This is a genomic window from Microbacterium sp. NPDC056052, from assembly GCF_042266785.1.
Lineage (GTDB): Bacteria > Actinomycetota > Actinomycetes > Actinomycetales > Microbacteriaceae > Microbacterium.
Window position 1 is genome coordinate 39723 of sequence record NZ_JBHJWV010000010.1, and the last position, 22305, is coordinate 62027.

At 70.6% G+C, this 22305-nt stretch carries 20 protein-coding genes and 1 tRNA gene; 8 read left to right on the forward strand and 13 right to left on the reverse strand.

Annotated elements, in window-relative coordinates:
* The first annotated feature begins 174 nt into the window (after positions 1-174).
* Positions 175-612, forward strand: a complete 438-nt coding sequence (locus ACFC1J_RS17460) for a hypothetical protein (RefSeq protein ID WP_375908980.1) — start codon at positions 175-177, stop codon at positions 610-612.
* A gap of 32 nt (positions 613-644) precedes the next feature.
* Here the strand turns inward: ACFC1J_RS17460 and ACFC1J_RS17465 are convergent, their stop codons facing one another.
* Positions 645-1496 carry a polysaccharide deacetylase family protein gene (locus ACFC1J_RS17465; protein ID WP_375908983.1) on the reverse strand — a complete coding sequence of 284 codons (852 nt, stop codon included), beginning with the start codon at positions 1494-1496 and terminating at the stop codon, positions 645-647.
* 253 nt (positions 1497-1749) lie between these two features.
* Between ACFC1J_RS17465 and ACFC1J_RS17470 the strand changes: the two genes are divergently transcribed.
* Both ACFC1J_RS17470 and ACFC1J_RS17475 read left to right on the forward strand, forming a co-directional pair.
* Positions 1750-1824, forward strand: a tRNA-Gly gene (locus tag ACFC1J_RS17470).
* Between the two features lie 106 nt (positions 1825-1930).
* Positions 1931-2590 carry a trimeric intracellular cation channel family protein gene (locus ACFC1J_RS17475; RefSeq protein WP_375908986.1) on the forward strand — a complete coding sequence of 220 codons (660 nt, stop codon included), beginning with the start codon at positions 1931-1933 and terminating at the stop codon, positions 2588-2590.
* Positions 2591-2625: 35 nt separating this feature from the next.
* Here the strand turns inward: ACFC1J_RS17475 and ACFC1J_RS17480 are convergent, their stop codons facing one another.
* Positions 2626-3318: an SGNH/GDSL hydrolase family protein gene (locus ACFC1J_RS17480; RefSeq protein WP_375908989.1), complete on the reverse strand. Its 693-nt coding sequence runs from the start codon at positions 3316-3318 to the stop codon at positions 2626-2628.
* Positions 3319-3326: 8 nt separating this feature from the next.
* A complete protein-coding gene (locus ACFC1J_RS17485) occupies positions 3327-4715 on the reverse strand; it encodes a glycine--tRNA ligase (RefSeq protein WP_375908992.1) in 1389 nt (462 codons plus the stop codon).
* A gap of 106 nt (positions 4716-4821) precedes the next feature.
* On the opposite strand from ACFC1J_RS17485, the gene ACFC1J_RS17490 reads away from it, so the two are divergent.
* Both ACFC1J_RS17490 and ACFC1J_RS17495 read left to right on the forward strand, forming a co-directional pair.
* Positions 4822-6123, forward strand: coding sequence for an alpha/beta hydrolase (locus ACFC1J_RS17490; protein WP_375908995.1), 1302 nt, complete (start codon positions 4822-4824; stop codon positions 6121-6123).
* A 49-nt stretch (positions 6124-6172) separates the two neighbouring features.
* Complete coding sequence (locus tag ACFC1J_RS17495) at positions 6173-8713, forward strand: bifunctional lysylphosphatidylglycerol flippase/synthetase MprF (RefSeq protein ID WP_375908998.1); 2541 nt, start codon at positions 6173-6175, stop codon at positions 8711-8713.
* Positions 8714-8771: 58 nt separating this feature from the next.
* Here ACFC1J_RS17495 and ACFC1J_RS17500 read toward each other — a convergent pair whose 3' ends face one another.
* Positions 8772-10064 carry a sodium:proton antiporter gene (locus ACFC1J_RS17500; RefSeq protein ID WP_375909001.1) on the reverse strand — a complete coding sequence of 431 codons (1293 nt, stop codon included), beginning with the start codon at positions 10062-10064 and terminating at the stop codon, positions 8772-8774.
* Positions 10065-10094: 30 nt separating this feature from the next.
* A complete protein-coding gene (locus tag ACFC1J_RS17505) occupies positions 10095-11039 on the reverse strand; it encodes a LysR family transcriptional regulator (protein WP_375909004.1) in 945 nt (314 codons plus the stop codon).
* Positions 11040-11136: 97 nt separating this feature from the next.
* Between ACFC1J_RS17505 and ACFC1J_RS17510 the strand changes: the two genes are divergently transcribed.
* Positions 11137-12177, forward strand: coding sequence for a YeiH family protein (locus tag ACFC1J_RS17510; protein WP_375909007.1), 1041 nt, complete (start codon positions 11137-11139; stop codon positions 12175-12177).
* A gap of 6 nt (positions 12178-12183) precedes the next feature.
* On the opposite strand, the gene corA is transcribed toward ACFC1J_RS17510, so the two are convergent.
* The 6 genes from corA to ACFC1J_RS17540 form a co-directional block, all read right to left on the reverse strand.
* Positions 12184-13200, reverse strand: coding sequence for a magnesium/cobalt transporter CorA (corA, locus tag ACFC1J_RS17515; RefSeq protein WP_375909010.1), 1017 nt, complete (start codon positions 13198-13200; stop codon positions 12184-12186).
* Between the two features lie 73 nt (positions 13201-13273).
* Positions 13274-14554 (reverse strand): serine hydrolase domain-containing protein, encoded by a 1281-nt coding sequence (locus ACFC1J_RS17520; protein ID WP_375909013.1) that lies wholly within the window; start codon positions 14552-14554, stop codon positions 13274-13276.
* A gap of 120 nt (positions 14555-14674) precedes the next feature.
* A complete protein-coding gene (locus ACFC1J_RS17525) occupies positions 14675-15412 on the reverse strand; it encodes a response regulator (protein WP_375909015.1) in 738 nt (245 codons plus the stop codon).
* Positions 15409-16710, reverse strand: a complete 1302-nt coding sequence (locus ACFC1J_RS17530; protein WP_375909017.1) for a sensor histidine kinase — start codon at positions 16708-16710, stop codon at positions 15409-15411. The genes ACFC1J_RS17525 and ACFC1J_RS17530 overlap by 4 nt, the downstream gene beginning before the upstream one ends.
* Positions 16707-17279, reverse strand: coding sequence for a hypothetical protein (locus tag ACFC1J_RS17535; protein ID WP_375909020.1), 573 nt, complete (start codon positions 17277-17279; stop codon positions 16707-16709). The genes ACFC1J_RS17530 and ACFC1J_RS17535 overlap by 4 nt, the downstream gene beginning before the upstream one ends.
* Complete coding sequence (locus ACFC1J_RS17540; protein ID WP_375909023.1) at positions 17276-18886, reverse strand: DUF222 domain-containing protein; 1611 nt, start codon at positions 18884-18886, stop codon at positions 17276-17278. The genes ACFC1J_RS17535 and ACFC1J_RS17540 overlap by 4 nt, the downstream gene beginning before the upstream one ends.
* Before the next feature lie 272 nt (positions 18887-19158).
* Here ACFC1J_RS17540 and ACFC1J_RS17545 point away from each other — a divergent pair, with 272 nt between their 5' ends.
* A complete protein-coding gene (locus ACFC1J_RS17545; RefSeq protein WP_375909026.1) occupies positions 19159-19365 on the forward strand; it encodes a ribbon-helix-helix protein, CopG family in 207 nt (68 codons plus the stop codon).
* On the forward strand, positions 19362-19733 hold the full coding sequence (locus tag ACFC1J_RS17550) for a type II toxin-antitoxin system death-on-curing family toxin (RefSeq protein ID WP_375909029.1): 372 nt from the start codon (positions 19362-19364) through the stop codon (positions 19731-19733). The genes ACFC1J_RS17545 and ACFC1J_RS17550 overlap by 4 nt, the downstream gene beginning before the upstream one ends.
* Positions 19734-19747: 14 nt before the next feature.
* Here ACFC1J_RS17550 and ACFC1J_RS17555 read toward each other — a convergent pair whose 3' ends face one another.
* Both ACFC1J_RS17555 and ACFC1J_RS17560 read right to left on the reverse strand, forming a co-directional pair.
* Positions 19748-20773, reverse strand: coding sequence for an endonuclease/exonuclease/phosphatase family protein (locus ACFC1J_RS17555; RefSeq protein ID WP_375909032.1), 1026 nt, complete (start codon positions 20771-20773; stop codon positions 19748-19750).
* 45 nt (positions 20774-20818) lie between these two features.
* Complete coding sequence (locus ACFC1J_RS17560) at positions 20819-22201, reverse strand: ATP-dependent RecD-like DNA helicase (RefSeq protein WP_375909035.1); 1383 nt, start codon at positions 22199-22201, stop codon at positions 20819-20821.
* Between the last annotated feature and the right edge of the window lie 104 nt (positions 22202-22305).

The window sequence follows — 22305 nt, forward strand, 5'->3', positions numbered from 1 at the left end:
CGGCGATGACGGGTGGTGTGCGCTGCGCACTATGCGGCACCCTCGCCGGACAACCTGCTCAGAGTACTGAGCGGGACGGCGGGGATCCGTCGGCATTTCGCGATCTTACGCGCAAAGAATCGCAGATCTTTCCACCCTGGCAACGCCGCGCGGGCACCGCGTAGGCTCGCAGGCATGGCACCGGATCCACGGCTCAGGGGACTGCTCGGCGACTGGACGGGGACGGAGGAGCTCTTCCCGACGGCATGGACCGCGGCAGGATCGGCCCGCGGCGCCCTGAGCGTCGAGCCCGGACCGGACGGCATCCTCCTGGACTACGTCGAATCGCGCGACGGCGCCGACGGTGCACCGCTCGTGGCGCATGCCGTGATCGCCGGGGCCGGGTTCTGGTGGTTCGACACCTACGGCTTCACGCCCGCTGCCCCCGGCACGGCGACCTGGGAGGGCGATGCCCTCGTGCTCGACCGCCGCTCCGATCGCGGCCGCACCGTGACCCGACTGCGTGCGGACGGAGATCGGCTCGCCTTCGAGCTGGACACCGCCGTGCCGGCCGATGCGGAGCCGATGCCGCTCGTGCGCGGCGTCTACACCCGGCAGCCCTCCGAGGGCTGAGCGCCGCGGACCCCGCCTCGACGCGCGGGCGGTCAGGGGTGGTGTTCGCTCGTGAACACGTCGTTCAGCGTGACCGTGACGAGCCCGCGCTCCGCGATGATCCGGGTGAGCTGCGGGAAGACGGTCGTCACAGGCGAATGGTTGAGGTGCCCGATCACGATGTGCTGCGGAAGCAGCCACTCGTGCCCGAGGCGCACGATCTCCTCGGCCGGGATCAGGCCGGAATCGGCGAGCGAGCCGTACCAGAGCGTCGGCGCGGTGTATCCGATCGACGCGGCGGCGGCGCGCACGCGACGGTCGTGGAAGCCGAAAGGCGGGCGGTAGAACGGACGGGCGTCGACACCGAACAGCTCGCCGATCCGGTCGTGCGTGCGCTGCAGCTCATCGACGATGCCCTGATCCGTCAGCGAGGTGAGATCCGGGTGCGACCAGGTGTGATTGCCGATCTGCACCTGCCCGGATGCCACCAGCGGCGCCAGCACGTCGACGTTCTCGGCCCAGGAGGAGTACGACGCAGTGGCGAACAGGGTCAGCCGGGTGCCGGTCTCCTGCGCGAACTGCGCATAGGCGCGCACGACCGCTGCATCGGTGCCGTCGTCGACGGTCCAGGCGAGCAGGTTCCCCTCGCCGGGCAGGCCGGTGAACGCCTCGTGCGGCGCCGGGACCTTGGCGACCACCGGCACCGGGGTCGGCGTGGGAGTGGGGGTCGGCGTCGACGTCGGCGACGGTCGGGATGCCGGCGAGGTCGGCGCGACGTCTGCAGGACGCACCGCCTCCGGCGTCACCCCGCACGCCGTCAGCAGCGACCCCAGCGCCAGGCCGGACGCCCCCAGGAACGCCCGGCGCCCCCATGCGTCGCCCCCCTGTACCGTGTGCTCCCTCATGCCGCACACCCTAGGAGAGCGCCGTCGCGAGGACCCGCCACGGTCCGTGAGGGGGCGGAAAGTCAGCGTTCGGGAGATGCCCCCGCTACGTGCTTGCCCGTACCGGGAATGCGGGCCCCTGGGGCGGGCGCATCGCGGTCCCGGACGGGCTCGATCAGGCGGCTGCCTGCGGTCTACGGGTTTCACCGTAGACCGCAGGCACCGCGGAACACCGTGGTGCTATGGTTTTCGAAGTCGCCGCAAGGGGACGCACGCGAGTGTAGTTCAACGTCAGAATGTTGACCTTCCCGGTCGAAGATGCAGTGTTCAATTCCTGCCACTCGCTCCACCGAACAGCCCCCCGGCATCGCCGGGGGGCTTTTCTTCTTCCCCGGCGATGCCGGGGCGGGCCCGCACATCGCGCGGATCCGGCCCCGAAGCGCTTAGCTGTCCTCGTGAAGATCACCGCTCCCCCGCCCACCGGGGCGCATCGCCCCGCCGTCAGTGCCCGCCTCTTCGACATCGTCGACATCGTGGCGACGGGCCTGTTCGCCGTCGAAGGAGCCGCGGCGGCCGCCCACGCCGGGCTCGATCTGCTGGGCGTGCTGGTCGTGGGCTTCATCGTGGCGCTCGCCGGCGGCATTCTGCGCGACGTGCTGCTCGGGGATCTTCCCCCGGCCGCGTTCTCCTCGCGGATCCGGATCATCGTCGCGCTCGGGGCCTCGCTCGTCACGTTCGGAGTGCTCACCGCGATCGACGAGATCCCGCCTCTTGCGCTCGCCGCCGCCGATGCCGTGGGTCTGGCGCTGTTCGCCGTCGGCGGGGCGGAGAAGGCCGCGGCACGCGGCGCCAACCTGTGGGTGGTCGCGGCCCTCGGCACGATGACGGCCACCGGCGGCGGGCTCGTGCGGGACATCATCCTGAACCGCGTGCCGTTCGTGCTGTCGCAGAGCGTCTACGGCGCGGCCGCGCTGGCCGGAGCGCTCACCACAGGGATCCTGCTGCGCTGGACCAGGGCGCGGGCGCTCGCCCTGGTCGCCGGCTTCGCGGTCGCGTTCCTGCTGCGCATGCTGGCCGTGATCTTCGACTGGCACCTGCCCCGGCTCGTGGTCTGAGCCCGGGGAGGCCCGGCTTCCGGGCGACCCGCGCCTCAGCCCTCCGCGTGCTCCGCCGCCGCACGGATCGGCCCTGCCAGGGCATCGGCGAGCCGGGCGTGGCCGACGTCGGTCGGGTGCAGCCCGTCGACGCCGATCTGCCCCGGAGGCCCCGTGACGAGCCAGATCCCCAGCCCGTCGATGTACTCCAGGCCGAGCTCGGACGCGGCGGCCCGTACCGCATCCCGCGTGTTCTCGATCCCGGCGTCCGGATCCTCCTCGACCCAGGGCGTGCTCGTCACGATGATCTGCGCGCGGGGGGCGCGCACGACAGCCTCGCCGAGGGCGACCCGTGCCTCGCGCTCGATCTCATCCCGCGGATACGGGGCGTCGTCGTCGCTGCCCATGATGACCACCACGTCCGCGTCGGAGGGGATCTCGCGCACGAGGTCGCGATAGGTGAGCCCGGCGTCCCCCGGATCCGCATATCCCGACGACCCGGCGGAGATCACGTCCAGCCTCATGCCGAGCCGCGTCGCGACCAGCCCCGGCCAGCGCCGAGCGGTGCCCGAGTCCATCGCGGATCCGCCGACGAAGGAGTTGCCGACCGCCACCAGGAGCTTCCCCGCGGTGCTGCTCGGAGCGGGCGTCACCGGCGGCGCGGGTGCGGACGCGCACCCGCCGAGGGCCGTGGCGAGCACGATGCCCGCCACGACCCCGGCGATCCGCGGGCGCGCCCTGCGGCGCATGCGCCGGCTCAGACCCCGACGAGCAGCCCCGCGAAGTGCGAGACCAGCTGGTCGATCGGGATGCGCACCTGCTGCATCGTGTCGCGGTCGCGCACGGTGACCGCCTTGTCTTCGAGGGAATCGAAGTCGACGGTCACGCAGTAGGGAGTACCGACCTCGTCCTGACGTCGGTAGCGGCGGCCGATCGCCTGGGCGTCGTCGTAGTCGACCTCCCAGTGCTCGCGGAGCAGGTCGGCGACCTCCTTCGCCGTGGGCACCAAGCGCTCATTGCGCGACAGCGGGAGCACGGCGACCTTGAAGGGCGCGAGACGAGGGTCGAGCTTCAGCACGGTGCGGCTGTCGATCTTGCCGTCGGCCGTGGTGGTCTCCTCGACGTGGTACGCGTCGACGAGGAAGGCCATCAGCGCACGGGTCAGTCCGAACGACGGCTCGATCACGTAGGGGATGTACTTCTCATTGGTCGCCGGATCGAAGTACGACAGATCCTTGCCCGACTTCTCGTGATGCACGCCGAGGTCGTAGTCGGTGCGGTTGGCGACGCCCATGAGCTCGCCCCACTCGGACCCGGAGAATCCGAACCGGTACTCGATGTCGACGGTGCGCTTGGAGTAGTGCGCGAGCTTCTCCGCCGGGTGCTCGTACCAGCGGATGTTCTCCGGGTCGACGCCGAGGCCTGTGAACCAGTTCCAGCAGAGTTCCATCCAGGTCTCCTGCCACTGCTCGTCCGTGCCCGGCTCGACGAAGAACTCGATCTCCATCTGCTCGAACTCGCGGGTGCGGAAGATGAAGTTCCCGGGAGTGATCTCATTGCGGAACGACTTCCCGATCTGGCCGATGCCGAACGGAGGCTTGCGGCGCATGCTCTGCTGCACCGCCTTGAAGTTCGTGAAGATGCCCTGCGCGGTCTCCGGGCGCATGTAGTGCAGGCCCGATTCGTCGTCGACGACGCCGAGATAGGTCTTGACCATGCCGGAGAACATCTTGATCTCGGTCCACTGCCCGACCTTGTCCGGGTGCTCCGGATCCGGGATGTCGGCGAGTCCGTTGACAGGCGGGTGCCCGTGCTTCTCCTCGTAGGCCTCGAACAGGTGATCGGCGCGGTAGCGCTTGTGGGTCGCGAGGGATTCGGTGAGCGGATCGCTGAACACCTTGAGGTGCCCGGAGGCCTCCCACACCGACGTCGGGAGGATGATCGCCGAGTCCAGGCCGACCATGTCCCCACGGCGCTGCACGAACGTCTTCCACCACTGGCGCTTGATGTTCTCCTTAAGGGCAACCCCGTAGGGGCCGTAGTCCCATGCCGAGCGTGTGCCGCCGTAGATGTCCCCCGAGGGGAACACGAAGCCGCGATGCTGCGCGAGCGCGATGGCGGCCTCGAGCCGTTCGGACTGGTCCATGGAGTCTCCTCATCACGTAGAGCGGCGCCGGGGCGCACGAACGCTGAGGACTATAGTCGCTCGTGCCCCGCCCCCGATATGCCGGTCCCCGGACAAGGAGCCTTCGATGACCTGGTTCTTGAAGCTCGGCGTCATCGACGGGCCGCTCCCGCTGACGATCTGGGGCCTGACCATCGCCGGCGCCATCGTGCTGCTGATCCGCCGCCCGACCCCGGCCTGGCTGTGGCGCGTCGTGATCGCCCTCGCGGTCGGGATCGGCGGCGGCGTCGCCCTGGTGCTCTGGGCGAATGCGACGAACGCCTTCGGCGGACAGCTGCCGTTCGCGTGCAGGTTCTGGGTGCCGGCCGGCTTCGCGGGGACGCTGATCGGGATCGTGTCGCTGTGGGAGCGCCGGGCGTGGCGCAAGATCGTCGCGGTGCTGGTGGTGATCCTCGCGCTGCTGTCCACGACCCTCGGCGTCAACGCCGCGTTCGGGATCAACCGGACCGTGGGGTCGATGTTCGGAATCTCGACGGAGGACCGGATCGACAAGCTGCCCAAGCCCGCGCCGACCCAGACCACAAGCGGCCCGCTCTATCAGTCCTGGACGCCCCCTGCCGACATGCCGGGGACAGGGACGACGGCGCTGCTGAGCGGAGACAACGCCATCCCGTCCACGGGCGGCTTCAAGCCCCGCCCCGCGACGATCTACCTTCCGCCGGCAGCTCGTACCGACCACCCGCCGCGGCTACCCCTCGTAGTCCTGATGATGGGCTATCCCGGCAACCCGGAGGCGACGTTCATCACACCCGTGCTCGATGAGATGGCGAAGAAGAACAAGGGCCTCGCGCCGATCGTCATCGTCGCCGACCAACTCGGCACGTCCGGCGGGGATCCGATGTGCGTGGACTCCAAGGCCTACGGCAGCGTCTCGACCTACTTCAACACCGACATCCCCGCCTACGCGGAGAAGAAGCTCAACGTCACCTCGGATCACTCGGCCTGGACCATCATGGGCTACTCGAACGGCGGCGCCTGCGCGTTCACGTGGGCCGCTCATCACCCCGACATCTGGACCAACGTGATCGCGATCTCTCCTGACGCCTATCCAGGCGTCGAGGAGTCCCGCGACAGCATCGCCAAGGTCTTCGAAGGAGACCTCACGAAGTTCGACCAGAACAAGCCGGCCGCCGGAATCGCTGCTCATCCCGGCGCCTTCGCCAACCACCTCGCGGTCTTCACGGTCGGAGACAAGGATCCCGGTTTCATCCCCGGAGTGAAGAAGAACGTGGAGCTGGCCGAGAAGGCCGGCTTCGACACGCACTACTACCCGGTCCCTGGCGCGGGCCACGTGCAGGACGCCCTCACAGGCGGCATCCCGTTCGCGATGGAGCTGCTGTACAAACGCCTCGGGCTCTCCGCCCCGTGACTCCGCCCTTCCGTTCCCGCGACCACGCCCCTCGCAGAGAAAGCAGCGCATGACCGCATCCGATGCCGCCCCGTCCGCCCGCACAGCCACCGCCACGCCGGGCACGCCCCCCTCGTCGCAGAAGAACGGCGCGTTCGCGGCCTACCTCCGCGCGAACCCGTTCAGCGTCGTACTCGCCCTGATCGTGCTCGGCACCGGACTCGGTTTCGGCACGTTCTGGGGACGCTTCCCGGATCAGCTCGCCGCGGGGATCGTGACCACGGGAGACCTCCGCTACTGGTGGACCCCGCTCACCGCGCTGCTCATCCCGGACTCGCTGATCGCCGGGATCCTCATCCTCGCGCTCGTGCTCACGGTGGGCGCGTACGCCGAGCGGCGGCTCGGGACCTGGCGCGCCATGGGTGTGTTCGCCGTTACCGGCGTCGTCGCGATACTGCTCGGGCTCGGCCTGCAGACGCTCACCGCGGCCTGGGGCGCGGAGTGGGGGCTGCTGAAGAGCGTCGACCTCGTCACGGATCCGTCGATCGGCGCGATCGGCGCGATCATGGCGGCGACGGCCCTGGCGCCCGCGCTGTGGCGCCGCCGGATCCGCGTCATCGGCTTCACGCTGCTCCTGATGTTCGCCCTCTACGCCGCCGACAGCAACAGCGTCTTCCGGCTCATCGCCGCGGCGCTCGGTCTGCTCGCCGGTGTCCTGCTGGCGCGCGACACCCCGCGCGGGTCCTGGCACCGCAGCTCGTACCGCGAAGTTCGCACGCTCGTCGCCGCGATCGTGGCCGCGGTCGGGCTGGGGCCGCTCATCGTGCTCATCTCTGATGCCCTGGACTCCCCCCTGGGCCTTGTCGTCTCCGGCTTCGCCCCCGACACGATGGGCGAACTCCCATCCGAGTGCGCACAGGACTTCACCGCGGAGTGCATCACGCAGGCCGACGCCATGCTGACGGGCGGGCCCGGCCCGTTCCTGATCAGCCTCGTGCCGCTGCTGCTCGCCCTCCTCGCCGCATGGGGGCTGCGCACCGGGCGACGGGCGGCTTGGATCCTCGCGATCGTCTCGAACCTCGCGGTCGCGGTGCTGACCGGCACCGTGCTCGGCTTCGCCGACCTGCTGGACGCAGGTGTGCGCGACGTCGTGGGCCCCGAATTCATGATCGCCATCGTGCTCGCGACCTGCGTGCCGCTGGCCATCGTCGTGCTCCTGCTCATCACCCGGCGCCGCTTCCAGGTGGCAGCTCCGCGTCGTGCCGCCGTCCGCTTCGCGATCATCGTCGTGGCGGCGTTCGCGGTGTTCGCCGCGGCCTATGTCGTGACGGGGCTCGTAGACGGTGACGACTACCTGGCAGGACCGCCGACGATCGGCGCTCTGCTGGCCGACGTGCTGCGGCCGTTCGTCCCCGCAGGGTTCCTTGCCCCGGTGACGGAGGACGCCATCCCCATCGACGGGGCCGCGCTGTTCGTCTACCAGTGGGCCGGCGTCGTGTTCTGGGCCGTGTTCGTGTTCGCGACCATCCAGCTCTACCGGGCGACGCGGCTTCAGCGCCATGCTGCGGAGGAGGCGCGGTTCCGGGAGCTGCTGCGGGCCGGCGGCGGCGGGACCCTCGGGTTCATGGGGACCTGGCCGGGCAACAGCTACTGGTTCACGCCCGACGGCCGGGGAGCGGTCGCGTACCGAGTGATCAGGGGCGTCGCCCTGACGATGTCGGATCCGGTCTGCGCAGAAGGCGCCGAACGGGAGACGATCGAGGCGTTCGTGCACCACTGCGAGACCCAGGGCTGGTCGGCCTGCTTCTACAGCTTCCACGAGCGCTTCCTGCCGGTCTTCCAATCCTTCGGATGGCAGCACATGTCCGTGGGCGAGGAGACCGTGATCGACCTGGCCGGATTCGAGCTCACGGGCAAGGCCTGGCAGAAGATCCGCCAGCCCCTGAACCGCGGCGAACGCGAGGGCATCACCACCCTCTGGTCCACCTGGCACGAGCTGCCCGCGCAGTACACGGCCGAGATCGAGGCCGTGAGCGAGGAATGGGTCGCGAACAAGAAGCTCCCCGAGATGGGCTTCACGCTCGGCGGCATGGAGGAGCTCAAAGACCCCGACGTCGGGATCTTCCTCGCGATCAACAAGGACGACAAGATCGAGGCCACGACCAGCTGGCTGCCGAGCTGGACCGACGGCAAGGTCACTGGCTGGACCATCGACTTCATGCGCCGCGGCGACGGATCCATGCCCGGCATCATGGAGTTCATCATCGCCTCCGCCGCCCTGCACATGAAGGAACAGGGCGCCCAGGTCATGAGCCTTTCCGGTGCCCCGCTCGCGACCAAGCCCGGCGAGGATCCCGGGAACCCGACGGTCATGAGCCGGCTGCTGGAGTGGCTCGGCCGGATGCTGGAACCGGCCTACGGGTTCACCTCGCTGTTCCGGTTCAAGAGCAAGTTCAACCCGCGCTACGAGACCATCTACATGGCCTACGCAGACCCCGCCCAGCTCGCGAACATCGGACTCGCGATCGGCGAGGCCTACCTCCCGCACGCCACGCCGAAGGAGTACCTCGCGCTCGTGCAGACCATCACCGGCCGCGGCGAAGACCACTGACGCCGGGGTCCGTCCGGGGTCCGGTCGCGAATCCCGGACGGACCCCGGAGACCGCGGCTCAGATCTGGGGCACCCGCCGCTTCTCGAGCGCACGCAGCGCGAAGGGCGCGGCGATGCCGTGCAGCACGATGCTGCCGACCACGGTCGTGACCATCACCACCAGCACGATCTGGCCCACGTCATCGGGCAGGGCGTTGTACGCCAGCAGACCGAAGACGATCGTGGCGGTCCCCCGCGGCCCGAGCAGGCCGATCTTGACGCGGTCGGCACGGGATACCGAACTGCGCATGAGCGAGAGATACACCGGTCCGAGGCGCAGCACGGTGAGCGCGAGCAGCGCGAGCAGCGCGATCCGCCAGTCGAAGGCCACCGTGAACGCGAGAAGCGCCGCACCGCCGAGCATGAACCAGACGAAGTTCGCTGCAAGGGTGCCGACCTCTTCCGCGAGGAGCATCTCCGAGTGCGGGACCACGCGCTCCTGCATGCCGCGCGTGCGGGTGACGCGATACATGAGGCCCGCCACGAAGGCCGCCACGAAGCCATTGGCCTCGATCACCGGGATCGTCGCGATCCCGTAGGCGATGAGCGGCAGCAGGACCATGATGAACCGCGCACCGCCCTCGTCCGCGAGCCCGCGATCCCGGGCGATGCGCAGCGCCATGCCGATGAGTCCGCCCAGCACCACGCCGATCGCGACCGCCACGAGCGTCGCGGGCACGGCGTTGAAGAACGCCTCGACGAACTTGTCTCCGTTGGGGCCGAGTTCCTTGTCGTCGATGGTGAACGTGTCGGATCCGGTCTCGAAGTACTGGCGCATGAGCGGCGCGAACACGATCGCGATCGGAAGCGCCATGCCGAAGATCGGAGAGACCAGCCCGTCGTTGTAGCCGCTCTCCACATTGAGGATCGCGCGGATCCGTTCCGGCAGCAGCCGGGACCGCAGCAACCGCGTGGCCGGTGCGAAGTCCGTCGGCATGATCACGCAGGCGATCACGCCGATCACCGCGAACGACTCCGGCATGAGCCAGGCGCTGGCGATCGCCGTGAACAGGAGCGACAGTGGCAGGGCGATCAACACGAGGCGGGCGGTGACTTTGCCTTCGCCGCCGAAGATCCCTCCACGCACCTCGGTGGCGTCGGCGAACAGCAGGATGGACAGGATGATCTCGACGATCTTCTCCGTGATCGGCGCGTCGATCGCCGCATCGTAGGCGTCGAGGTTCCAGACGGTCACGGCGGCGCCGAGCACCAGCAGCATCGCCGGCCCTGCCACGCCCCAGCGCTCGAAGCGATGCGAGACCAGCGACCACAGCAGCACGGCGACCAGGCCGAAGAGCAGGAGCGAGGGCATCCTTTTCCTTCCGGGAGTGACCAGGTGAGACTATCGCGCCGGCCGGCCGCGTCTCGCCGCCTGCTCCTGCGCCATCTGCACCGCGACCTCGATCAGTTCACGACCCGCCGCGGACAGATCCCGGGAACCGCCGCGCCAGAGGGCCGTGATCGGACGGATCACCGGTTCTCCGGTCGTCCGCACCGCGCGCAGCCGGCCGAGCCGGATGTCGTCCGCCGCTTCGCGGCGGGACATCACCGCCGCGCCCAGTCCGCCGGCGACCGCCGAGCGCACCGCCGCCGAGGTCGGCAGCACGACCGCGGGTTCCGCCGCATCCCTGCCGAGCCTCCGGCGCACCTCGTCCTCCCAGGCGCGCCTGGTTCCGCTGCCCTGCTCGCGCGCGACGAGCGCCTCGTCCGCAGCCTCGGCGAAGGGCACGGGCTCGTCCTGGCCCCACGTCCGCTCGGGGGCCACGACGAGCACGAGCTCGTCGTGGTCCACGGTCGTGGCGCCGAGATCCGTGGGCACCTCCGACGACTCGATGAACGCGAGATCGGCCCGCCCGTCGCGCACCAGGGCCTCGGCGTCCGTGCTGTTGCCCGAGAGCAGCTGCACCGCGGTCGGCGTGCGCCCTGCCTCGATCTGGCATCGGCGCAGTGCGACCAGCCAATGCGGCAGCAGCCGTGCCGACACCGTCTGGCTCGCGGCGATCGTGAGCCGTGCCGTGCTCTCGCCGCGCAGCGTGCGGGTCGCCGCGCGGAATCGTCCCACCGCCGCCAGCACGTCGTCCGCCCAGGAGGCGACGACCTCGCCCTCGAGCGTGGGCCGCGTTCCCGAGGGGGCGCGGTGGAACAGCGACAACCCGAGCTGGCGCTCGACCGCGCGCAGCCTCGTGGATGCCGACTGCTGGGTCACGCCGGTCTCCCGCGCCGCGCCGGAGATCGAGCCGGTGCGAACGACCGCGACCAGGAGCTCGAGCGATCCGATGTCCGGCATCGATCCCTCCGTCACCGCAGTAGCCACAGTCCACGACTGTACCCCTATCGAGCGCCGCGGGATACCGCGGACGCCGAGGGCGGACGAGCCTGGATCCATGATGTTCCGCCCGGTCCGCTCTTTCCCGCTCCGCCTCGCCCTGCGAGGCGCGGACGTGCTGCCGGGGCTGGCGCTCACCGTGCCGATCGCCGTCGTCGCGACCCTGATCGGCGCGGCGGTGCCCGTACTCGGATCCGCCTTGCCGGCGATCGTGATCGGCGTGGCGGCCGCCGTGATCCGCCGCCCCGGCGCGCGCTTCCAGCCCGGGGTGGAGTACTCGGGGAAGTTCCTGCTTCAGGTCGCGGTGGTGCTCCTCGGCGCACAGCTCTCGCTCGACGCGATCCTGCGCGTGGGGGCGGAGTCGCTGCCGGTGGTGGTGTCGACCCTCACCGTGTGTCTGGTCGGCACGGCGATCATCGGCCGGGCGCTGCGGGTGCCGCAGCGCCTGCGCACCCTGATCGGCGTCGGCACGGGCATCTGCGGCGCCTCCGCGATCGCGGCGGTCTCGCCCGTGATCGGCGCGCTGAGCGCCGAGGTCTCGTACGCGGTGTCGACGATCTTCGTCTTCAACATCCTCGCCGTCGTGCTCTTCCCGCTGCTCGGCCATGCCCTGGGCATGGATCCGCACACCTTCGGCCTTCTCGCCGGCACCGCCGTCAACGACACGAGCTCGGTCGTCGCCGCGGCCGGGGTCTTCGGCGCGGCGGCGCTCGGCTACGCGGTGGTCGTGAAGCTCGTGCGCACCCTCATGATCATCCCGATCTCGATCGGGCTCTCGGTGATCGAATCGCGCCGTTCCGCAGACGGGCGGCGGATGACGCTGCGCGGTGCGGTCGGGCTCGTGCCCTGGTTCCTCGTCGGATTCCTCGTCGTCGCGGTGATCGGATCCCTCGGGGTGATCCCGCCAGGTCCCCGCGAGGCCATGGTGCACGCCAGCGGATTCCTCATCGCGACGGCGATGGCGGGGATCGGCCTGTCCACCGACGTCGCCGCGCTGCAGCGCGCCGGCTGGCGTCCGCTCGTGCTCGGCGCGATCCTGTGGATCCTGGTCACCGTCACCGCCCTCGCGGTGATCGCGCTGACGGGCTTCGGGCGCTGACGCCTCCTACAGCCAGCCGCGCTTGCGGAACACCAGGTACAGCACGAACGCTCCGCCGACCATGAGACCGATCGCCATCGGATAGCCGGCGGCCCATTTCAGCTCCGGCATCTCTTCGAAGTTCATGCCGTAGATGCCCGCCACGATCGTCGGCGCGAAGAAGATGGCCGCCCAGCTGGAGATCTTCTTGACCTCCTCGCCCTGGCGGATGCTCTCCTCGGTCATCCGGCGCATCTCCTCGTTCTGGCGCCGGGCGACGATGGTCGCCTCCACGGTGAGCGCGTTGTCGAGGTTCGCGCGGAAGGTCGAGACCCGCTCGGACAGGGTCAGGATGTGGTCGAGCACGTCGCGCAGGTAGCGCTGCAGCTCCAGGTCGACGGCGTACTTCGCGGATCCGCGCAGCAGGTTCTCCAGCATCGGCTGCAGCGGCTGGGTCGCCTTCTGGAAGTCGATCACCTCGCTGGAGAGCTCGTAGATGCGCTGGGTCACGTCGGATTCCTCGAGGAACAGCTGCGCCTCGATCTCGTCGATGTCGTTCTCGAGGCCCGCGAGCACGGGTGAGTACTCGTCGACGAGCTCGTCGAGGATCGCGTAGAGCACGGCCTCGGGCCCCCGGGCGAGCAGCTCCGGGTCGTGCTCCATCCGGCCGCGCACCCGGCTCAGGCTCGGCGTCTCGGCGTGCCGGATGGTGACGACGAAGTTGGGGCCCACGAACACGTGCAGCTCGCCGAACTCGACCTCCTCCGCGACGTCGAGATAGCGGGCGGGGCGCAGGACGATGAAGAGGGTTTCCCCGTAGCGCTCGAGCTTGGAGCGCTGATGTCCGGTCAGCGCATCCTCGACCGCGAGCTCGTGCAGCCCGAACTCCGCGGCGACCTGGCGCACCTCCTCTTCGCTGGGTCGGTACAGCCCGATCCAGCCCATGCCCTCGCGGGCGTGCATGAGCTCGAACGTCTCATACAGCGTGTGCGGGGTGTCGGTGCGGACGCCGTCCACATAGATGCCGTTGTCGACGATGGCCATGGCTGCTCCTCGGGTCGTGCGCGTGCTTCGGCTGAGGGTCCGCCGAAGCGCGGGGAGGCGTCGAGCGGGCCGGTCAGCCCTGCGGCAGCGGGCAGATGGCCGCGCCGTCGACCGCCTTAGCGTAGTCGTCCGAGGTGAACGGCAACGCGAACTCCGGTGCGGTCCGCCCCTTGCCCGCGGGCGCCTTGGAGGCGATCGCCGCGAGCTCGAATGCGAGATCGCCGATGAAGGCGTCGCCGGCCGTGGAGTCGTTCAGCACCACGGCGATGGTGAATCCGGTCGCCGGATCCGCGTACGCCGCCGTCAGGTAGCCGGGTGTGCCGCCGTGCTGGCCGATCATGGAGCCGACCAGCCTCGCCCCGCCCGTGGCCTGGTACCAGCTCGCGGCGCCGTCGGCGACCGGGAGCGGCGTGCCGAAGCGCTTCGGCGTCTTCTTCAGTCGCAGGGCCTGCGCGGCCTCGGCCTGCACATAGCGGCCGAGATCGGTGATCGTGGAGACCACGCCCGAGTCGGTGTAGCCGTTGCTCGACGAGCTCACGGTGATGTCGGTGGGCTTCGCGCACTGATAGGCGCCGTCGACCTGGGCCAGGTACGACCCGTTCAGGGCGGGCGCCGGGGTGGGCGCCGCGGCGGCGGGTCCGGGCAGCGACGTCGAGTTCAGCCCCAGCGGGGCGGTCACGTACTGCCGGATCAGCTGGGCGGCGGTCTGGCCCGACGCGCGCTCGAGCGCCTGACCGAGCAGCAGATATCCCACGTCGGAATCGCGGTAGCCGGTGTGCGGAGGGGTGCGGTTCTGCGCGAGACCGTACGACGCGAGCTCTTTGGGATCCCACTCACGATCGGGGTTGTTCAGCATCATCGGCATCGCCGTCGCCTGAGACGACCCGATCCCGCCCGTGCCGTTGCACAGGTCGAGGAGGGTGACATCCTGCAGATCCGGCACGCCGGAGACGTACTCGGTGATCGACGCGTCGAGCTTGACCTTGTCCCGGTCTGCCAGCGCGTAGAGCACGTCGCACGTCATCAGCCGGGTGACGTCGCCGATGCGGAACGACATGTCTGCACTCACCGGCGTCTTGTCCTCGACCGACACCGTGCCGAGGCCGGTGACGTAGGAGCCACCCCACGGAGCCCACACGCCGACGATCGCGCCGCTCGAGCCGCTCGCCGCCATCGCGCGCGTGACCGCCGCCTTGATCTGGTCCGTCATCTCGGACGGCAGCTCGCCCTGCACCTGCGGCTTCGGGCTGTACGAAGGGGTCTCCGCGCTGCCCGAGCAGCCGCTCAACGCCACTGTCGCCGCGACGACACCGGCGACCAGCGCCCCCACCCGACGCCCTGTGATCCGACGCATTCGCCCCCCTGACATTCCTCACGATTGTAAGCGGCCCTTCTCAGGGCGCCGTCATCCCTGAGGATGATCCCTGATATCGGGTGAAGATCGTGATGTGCCGATCCGCGCGCACGGCACGCCTCAGGCGCGTCCCAACCCCTTCGAGATCGCCTGCGCGCGGTCGCGAACACCGAGCTTCGCGAAGAGCGCGTTGACGTGCGTCTTCACGGTGGCGACCCCGACATAGAGCGTCTGGGCGATCTCGCCGTTCGAGCGCCCCTGCAGGATGAGGGCGTAGACCTCGCGCTCACGGGCGGTGAGCGCGGGGAAGCGCACAGCGAGAGCCTCCGCCGAGGCAGGATCCGCATCCGGCTCTGTGGCGGCGGTCGCCGCGGACTCCGTGGCCGGCGATGCTGCCGCGTCGAGCCCGGCCGCGTTCGGCGCCTGATCCGGGGCGCCGATCCGTCCCAGCAGCACGTCGCGCACCGGCGCGGAGAACGTGGACTGCCCGGCGGCGACGGCGCGGATCGCGGTCGCGAGCTCCGCGCGTCCCGCGTCCTTGGTGAGATACCCCCGCGCGCCCGCGCGCAGCGCGGCGACGATGTCGGCGTCGTCGGCGAACGTCGTGAGCACCAGCACGGCGGTTCCCGGCGTCTCGACGGAGACCCGCCGGGTCGCGGACGCGCCGTCCAGCACCGGCATCCGCAGGTCCATGAGGGCGACGTCGGGGCGCTCGGCGGCGATGAGCGCGACGGCCTCGGCCCCGTCGGCGGCGGTGCCGACGACCTCGAAGTCCTCGACGAGGTTCAGCACCGTCTCCAGCCCGTCGCGGATGATCGCCTGGTCGTCGGCGAGCACGATGCGGATCCGCGCGGTCATGCCGGCGCCTCCGCCCGCAGCACGAAACGGTCGCCGGCGTTCCCGGCGGTGTTCCCGGCGGTGTTCTCGAGGCCGGCTGCCACGCCCGCCTGCACCGTTCCGCCGAGCACGGCGAAGCGCTCGCGCACGCCGCGCAGCCCGTAGCCGCCTCCGGTCGCGGCGAGCACACGGTCCTGCGCCGGCATCACCGGATTCTCGATCGTGCATTCCACCCGGTCAGGATGCCAGACGAGCCCGACCCGCACTGATGCACCCGGCGCATGCTTTCGCGCGTTGCTGACTCCCTCCTGCACCGCGCGCACCAGCGCCTCGGCGAGCACACCGGACACCGGGCGCGAGACGCCGTGGACGTCGAGCCGGACGCCCTGCTCCGCGGCGATCAGCGCGCGGATCCGCGTCTCCACGACGGACGGCGCGACCGGATCGGCAGAGCCGGATCCGGTCTCCGGCTCCGGCTCCGGCTCGCGCAACGCCCGCACCGCCTCTCGAGCCTCGCCCAGCCCCTCGACCGCGAGCCCGCGCGCCGCCGCCACCCGCGCGGCCGCCCTCTCGGTGTCCCCCACATCGAGCAGGGCCTCGACCGCGTCCAGCTGCACCACGAGGCCGCCCAGGCTGTGCGCCAGCACGTCGTGCAGGTCGCGCGCGATCGCGATGCGGTGGGCCGCGGCCTGCGCCCGCAGCGTCTCGGCGCTCGCGCGCTCCCGCTCCGCGAGCAGCACGCGCTGCGCCCGGCGTCCGAGGCCCACGACCACGGCGAGCGCGAGCGCCGCGAGAATGGTGATCAGGCCGAGCGCCGACGGGGTGAGCGAACCGGCGAATCCCGCCGCGGTGAGCAGCGCCCCGGCCGCGACGCCCAGCGCGGCCAGGATCGCCGCAGCGATCCAGAGACCCGGCGGCACCGCGGGGTCTCCCGTGAGCATGATCACCGCCGCGACGAGAAGGGCCGTGCCGAGCCCCTGGGTCGGGACCGCCGTGAGCGAACCGGCGAGTCCCATCACTGCCAGCAGGATGGCGGCCGCCCGGGCCTGTGCCCTGTGACGTCCCGCGGCAGGTCGATCGGCCGGCGCGGCTTCCGGGCCGGGCTGCGGCGCCGGGTCCCCGCCGACCGCGGCGATCCGCACCGCGAGCACCATGCGCACGGCCCACGCGGCGAGACCGGCGCCGAACAGCCAGACCACCCACGGCGCGGTCTCCGGCGCGACGCGCCACAGCACCCAGCCGACCGCGAGCAGGCCCGCTGTGTTGACGACGGCACTCCAGCCCGTCATCGGCTGGATGCGCAGCAGGATTCGGCTCACGAAACAATGATGCGCGCGGATCCGCTCTGCGCGCTCGTGCGGCGCAGCGCGTCCACCCGGCGGTGCAGCACGAGCACCCGTGCCGCACGGTTCGCGGCGAGCACGATGAGGATGAGTCCGGTTGCGACACCGATGTGCGAGCCCAGCTGCTCGAAGCCGAACATGAGGCCGACCCGGACGCCGATGAGCACGATCCAGAGCGCGAGCCCCCACGGTCCGGTGCGAGTCTCGAACTCGGCGGCCGCCTGCGCCGCGGCCCGGTCGGAGAGCCCTCCGGCGGGCTGGTGGCCGGCGGGACGGGCGATGCGGCGGATGTGCGCCATCGCCCCCATGGCCGTGCCGAGCGCGAAAGCCACGACGAGCTCGACCACGAGGGCGACCACGTCCATCACCCCGATCACCTGCCCGCTCAGCGTCTGCAGCGGCAGCACCACTCCGATCACCGCGATGATCGCGGGCAGCATCCAGTCGCGGGCTCCGAGCACCGGGCGCCAGGTCATCTGCCGGACGGCGATCACGCCGACGGCCAGGAGGATCAGCAGGACATTGGAGAGGAGCGAGAGGTTCATGTCCTCGATGCTCCTCGGAGCCCGGATCCGCCGGCACCACCCGGGGGTGGAGATCCGCGGGAGGAAGGGTGGAGATCCCCGAGGGCACGGGTGGAGATCCCACCCGCCGCTTCCGGGGGCGCGACGGCGCCCGCGATGATCCGGCGACGGTCATGCGGGGTCCCTCCGCGAGATCGCGGTCGATGCCACCCGCCGTGGGGGTCCCACCAGTGCGGTCCGCGGATCTCGGGGACCCCGCCCCTCATGCGAATCCGCCACCCCGACGACTCCAGCGTGCGATGGTGATGCCAGCAGAGCGCGACGCCGTTGCTCGTGTGCGTCGTTCCGCCCTGCGCCCATTCGCGGACATGGTGGATCTCGCACCATGTCGCCGGGATCCGGCAGCCTGGGATCACGCATTCCCGATCGCGGAGCACGATCGCCTGACGCTGCACAGCGTTGAAAAGTCGGGCGGTCGTGCCGATGGACACGATCTGCCCGCGGTCATCGAACAGCACCCGCTGAACCCCGCCCGCGCAGGCGGTGTGGCGGGCCACCCCGATCGACGTATCCCATTCCGTACCCTCGATGTACGACCGCCCCACGCCGCGCGCGTAGTCCTCGGCAGTCACCGAGACGACGAGGGTCGGCGCAGCGCCGCCCAGCGCGGGAAACCCCTCCGAGGCGGCGGCGACGTTCACGATCATCGCGAACGCATCGTGCCGCTTCTGCGCCGGCGTCCGGTCGTCAGGAGGATACGGCTGCGCATGCGCATCCGGCAGCTCACCCGAACCCTGATCCGCCCCGTCTTCGGGCGCGAACGCCACCCGTCCCGCCGCCGACGGCGGCGCATCGGATGCGGCCGGATTGTTCAGCGCGTCGATCAGACGCTGCACCGCACCCGCGACCTCGGGCAGCAGCCCACCCGACACCGGCACCACGCCGTCCCTCAGCCGCCCCAGCGTGAACCCTCGATGCCGGTTCGCCGTTGCGTCATCGGGTTCCTTGCCGTCGGGATCCACCGCGAGCGCGAGTGCCGTCGCGAAGTCTGACAATTCGTCGGTCGTGGGCGCCGGGCCCGGCCGCCCCTGCGCGTCGGGAAGATCCCGCCCACGGGCCATGTCGGCCAGCAGCCGATCGATCGCCGCCCGTTCCTCGCCCCCGATCCGGTTGCCGCTCTTCGCCAGCGGCGCCGTCGCCGCAAGGAGCCCCGACACCGACATGACCCCGTCCCGCAGCGTCGCGCCGAGCTCTTCGAACTCAGACGGAAGAAGCTCTCCCGACGACAGCGCCCGGTCGCGGTGGATGAGCCGAGCCGCGTGCACGAACCGTCGCGCCGCGCCTACGTCGACCCGCAGAGCGCGCCGCAGCAGCTCGGTCGCATCCCTGCAGCCCGCACGGGGCGAGACACGACCATCCGCGGGGCGGCCATCGCGCTCGTCCACGGTGCCGGTGGCCGTCGTGATGATCGCGTCGAGCCGGCGACGCACGCGCCCCGCCGACTGCAGCACGTCGGTCAGGTCGGCCGCCGACAGCGCCTCGAGCTGCGCCTCGATCTCCTCCGACGCGCACACCCCTTGGAGCAGCTGGTCGAGCTGCTCCAGTGCGTGCGCCGTGGTCGATGTCATACCTCGATCCAACACCGTGCCACCGACATTCGAACCCCCGATCACATGGGATTTCCGGAACTGTGCACAACTCCTCGGATCGGGTGCCTGGGGAGGAGGATCCAGCCCGGTCGAGCTGCCCGATCCAGCCTGGCAGGCCCCGTAGGACAGGGCGCGACCAGGCGCTGCCCCGGCGTGTGGTGCAGGCACCACCTCGCTGTGGCGGCACCGCCATCCAGGACCGGGCGAACCGTGCCAGGAACGGGGCAACCGGGCGATGATACCATTATGGTATGGCCATGACGGTGCGGATCCCCGCAGAGCTGGACGCGCAGCTGAGCGAGCTCGCGGCACAGCGGCACACTTCCAAGCACGCGCTGCTCATCGAGGCGGCCGACAGGTTCGTGCGCGAAGAGGTCACGACCACGGAGGCCGTGTCGATCGCGCTCGGCGTCGCCGAACGCTACGCCGAGCTGATCACGAAGCTCGAGGACGCGTGATCCGATACGTCGAGCTCCCGCAGGCCGTGGGAGTCCTCGACGCACTGGGCCTGAAGATCCGCGATATCGGGCTGCTGTCCTCCGCCCTCTCCCGTCCCGCGAGCTCGATGTTCGGCGTCGAGGCGTACCCCGAGATCGAGGTGAAGGCCGCCGCGCTGATGTCTTCTCTCGCGCAGAACCATCCGCTCTACGACGGCAACAAGCGGTTCTCGTGGATCCTCACGCTGACGTTCCTCGAGCTCAACGGCATCCGAATCGACATGGACACCGACACCGCGTTCGGCCTCGTCCTCGGGACCGCCCAGAGCCGCCTCTCCCTCCACGAGATCGCCGAGATCCTCGCCATGCACGTCACGGCTCGCGGCTGAGACTGCCGATCACCTCAGCCCCTCGACTCCAGCACCGCGACGAGCGCGCGGTGGTCGGTGCCGCCGGTCGCGTCGATCACCCGCACCTCGCGAACAGCCCACGCCGGACCGACGAGCACGTGATCGATCGGCGCAGCGAGCCAGGCCGGGACCGTGGACGGCCACGTGCCCGTGGCGGCCGCGCGGGCCTCGACGGCCGCATCCCGACATCCGCCGAGGTCCAGGTGGTCGACCGTGGCGTTGAGGTCACCGGCGAGGATCAGGTCCTGGCGCGGCGAGCGACACTGGGCGCGCACCCAGTCCAGCCCGGCGCGCCAGTCGTCCATGCCGTCGGTCAGCGGTGCGGCCGGGTGGGCGGCGATGATCGTCGGCCCCGTGCCGTCGGCCGGACGCCAGACGCCGCTCGGCAGCCCTCGGGTCGTGCCTGCGGAGGCATCGAGACGGTACGCGCCCAGGCGATCGGCGACGAGCAGCGAGGTCGGGATCCACGACGGGGTCGATGTCTCCGCGACGGCTCTGGTCGTGGCCGCCGTCATCCGGATTCCCCCGGCGCCCGCCAGCCTCGCGACCTCGGCCGCGGCATCATCATCCATCTCGGGCAGACTGACGACGTCGGCTCCGGTGGAGAGCACGAGCTCGGCGACCTCGGCGGGCGACGTCGCGCCACCCTGGGTGTTCCAGACGAGCACGGTGAGATCGCCGCCACGCAGGCCGGCGATGCCGGTGTGCGCCTCTCCGCGACCCAGGAGCACGACGAGGTTCCCGCCCGCGGCGAGCGCGACGATGATCGCGAGCGCCCCGAGCGTGCGCCGCACCCGTGCCGCGCGTCGGCGCAGCAGCAGCACGACGGACCCGACCACGGCCGCGATGACCAGCAGCCCGAGCCCGAGCGGCGCGCGGAAGGCGATGAGCTGCGCGACGCCGAAGACGCGCTGCGCGCCGACCGCCTGCGGCCAGACCAGCAGCGGTGCGACCAGCACGCCGAGCACGATGACGACCGCGGCGACCACGCGACCACGCCCCCATGGACGATCGGCCATGGCTGCCCCCTTCGACGACGCGGATCCCGCCATCCATCAGTGACGCTACGGCAGCTGCGGTGTGGAATCGCCCTGACGGGCCTCCCAGGCGGCCCGCATGAAGCGGCGCACGTCCTCGTCGACGCGGATGTCGCGCGGGCGCAGCGGGCGGGACAGATACAGTCCGTCGAGCGAGGTCAGCCGCGACAGCGCGACGTAGGTCTGACCGGGGGCGAACGCGCCGGATCCGAGATCCACGACCGCCCGCTCGTAGGTCTTGCCCTGGGACTTGTGGATCGTGACCGCCCAGGCCAGCCGCAGCGGGAACTGGGTGAACTCGGCGACCACCTCGCGCGAGAGCGTCTTCGTGCCGGGGTTGTAGATGTAGCGGTAGCGCTCCCAGACCGCCGGCTCGACGTCGACCTCCTCGCCGTCGATCTCCACGCGCACGGCGTCGCCGAGGATGCGCACGACCGTCCCGATCGTGCCGTTCACCCAGCGCGGCGGATCCGGCGACGCTGCGATGTCGTTGCGCAGGAACATCACCTGCGCGCCCTCCTTGAGCTGCAGCTCCTGGTCGGCCGGATAGTTCGCCTCGCCCCGGCCGAAATCGCCGGAGATGTCCGCCTTCGCCTTCTGCACCTTGCCGGGCAGGGCCGCGAGATGGCGGGCGTTGATGCCGTTCACGATGTCGTTGCGCGTGGCGAGGGTGATGATCGGGATCTCGCCCGGCGCCGGATCCGGTGGCGTCCGCGCGCCCGCATCGTTGAGCGCCCCGGCGATCTCGGCGGTCACCCGCCCGTAGCGCACGGCGTTCAGCATGGCTTTGAACCCGGCATCGGACTGCCGGTGGATGTGCACGAGCTCGCGCACGTGCAGCGTCGCGCCGTGCGTGCCGATGTCGAGCAGCCCGTCGGTCGCCTCGCCTCCGGTCCAGACCTTCGCGTCGAAGAACCAGAACGAGCGGTAGTGGTCCTGGATGTAGCGCAGCTCGTCACCACGAGGCGGAACCGGCGCCAGCTGATACGGATCCCCGAACATCACGACCTGCACGCCGCCGAACGCCTCCGCCCTGCGTCCTCGCGCCTGACGCAGCGACCGGTCGATCGCGTCCATCAGATCCGCGTTGACCATCGACACCTCGTCGATCACGAGCGTGTCGATCGCGTTCAGGATCTTGCGGGTCGCATCCGACTGGTCGATCTCGCCGTCGGCGATGAGGCCGATCGGCAGCCGGAACAGCGAGTGGATCGTCTGCCCCTCGACATTCAGCGCCGCGACGCCGGTGGGCGCACAGACGGCGATCTGCTTCTGCGTGTTGTAGGCGAAATGCTGCAGCAGCGTCGACTTGCCCGTGCCGGCGCGGCCGGTGATGAACACGTGCTCGCGGGTGTCCTCGATCAGCCGGAACAGTTCTTCCTGTTCGGCGGAGAGGTTCGGCGTGCTCACGGTCTACGGAGTCTACCCCGCCCCCTCTGACCGCGAGACTCCAACTGGGCGACGAGACTGCACCCCCGGCCGGCAAGGGCGGCGGCCCCTTGTGGGAGGGCGGG

What these genes read in the sequence shown, in the direction of transcription:
- ACFC1J_RS17460 (WP_375908980.1), top strand. Translation starts at nt 175, where the DNA reads ATGGCACCGGATCCACGGCTCAGGGGACTGCTCGGCGACTGGACGGGG.
- ACFC1J_RS17465 (WP_375908983.1), bottom strand. Translation starts at nt 1,496, where the DNA reads ATGAGGGAGCACACGGTACAGGGGGGCGACGCATGGGGGCGCCGGGCG.
- ACFC1J_RS17480 (WP_375908989.1), bottom strand. Translation starts at nt 3,318, where the DNA reads ATGCGCCGCAGGGCGCGCCCGCGGATCGCCGGGGTCGTGGCGGGCATC.
- ACFC1J_RS17485 (WP_375908992.1), bottom strand. Translation starts at nt 4,715, where the DNA reads ATGGACCAGTCCGAACGGCTCGAGGCCGCCATCGCGCTCGCGCAGCAT.
- ACFC1J_RS17490 (WP_375908995.1), top strand. Translation starts at nt 4,822, where the DNA reads ATGACCTGGTTCTTGAAGCTCGGCGTCATCGACGGGCCGCTCCCGCTG.
- ACFC1J_RS17495 (WP_375908998.1), top strand. Translation starts at nt 6,173, where the DNA reads ATGACCGCATCCGATGCCGCCCCGTCCGCCCGCACAGCCACCGCCACG.
- ACFC1J_RS17500 (WP_375909001.1), bottom strand. Translation starts at nt 10,064, where the DNA reads ATGCCCTCGCTCCTGCTCTTCGGCCTGGTCGCCGTGCTGCTGTGGTCG.
- ACFC1J_RS17505 (WP_375909004.1), bottom strand. Translation starts at nt 11,039, where the DNA reads ATGCCGGACATCGGATCGCTCGAGCTCCTGGTCGCGGTCGTTCGCACC.
- ACFC1J_RS17510 (WP_375909007.1), top strand. Translation starts at nt 11,137, where the DNA reads ATGATGTTCCGCCCGGTCCGCTCTTTCCCGCTCCGCCTCGCCCTGCGA.
- corA (WP_375909010.1), bottom strand. Translation starts at nt 13,200, where the DNA reads ATGGCCATCGTCGACAACGGCATCTATGTGGACGGCGTCCGCACCGAC.
- ACFC1J_RS17520 (WP_375909013.1), bottom strand. Translation starts at nt 14,554, where the DNA reads ATGCGTCGGATCACAGGGCGTCGGGTGGGGGCGCTGGTCGCCGGTGTC.
- ACFC1J_RS17525 (WP_375909015.1), bottom strand. Translation starts at nt 15,412, where the DNA reads ATGACCGCGCGGATCCGCATCGTGCTCGCCGACGACCAGGCGATCATC.
- ACFC1J_RS17535 (WP_375909020.1), bottom strand. Translation starts at nt 17,279, where the DNA reads ATGAACCTCTCGCTCCTCTCCAATGTCCTGCTGATCCTCCTGGCCGTC.
- ACFC1J_RS17540 (WP_375909023.1), bottom strand. Translation starts at nt 18,886, where the DNA reads ATGACATCGACCACGGCGCACGCACTGGAGCAGCTCGACCAGCTGCTC.
- ACFC1J_RS17545 (WP_375909026.1), top strand. Translation starts at nt 19,159, where the DNA reads ATGGCCATGACGGTGCGGATCCCCGCAGAGCTGGACGCGCAGCTGAGC.
- ACFC1J_RS17555 (WP_375909032.1), bottom strand. Translation starts at nt 20,773, where the DNA reads ATGGCCGATCGTCCATGGGGGCGTGGTCGCGTGGTCGCCGCGGTCGTC.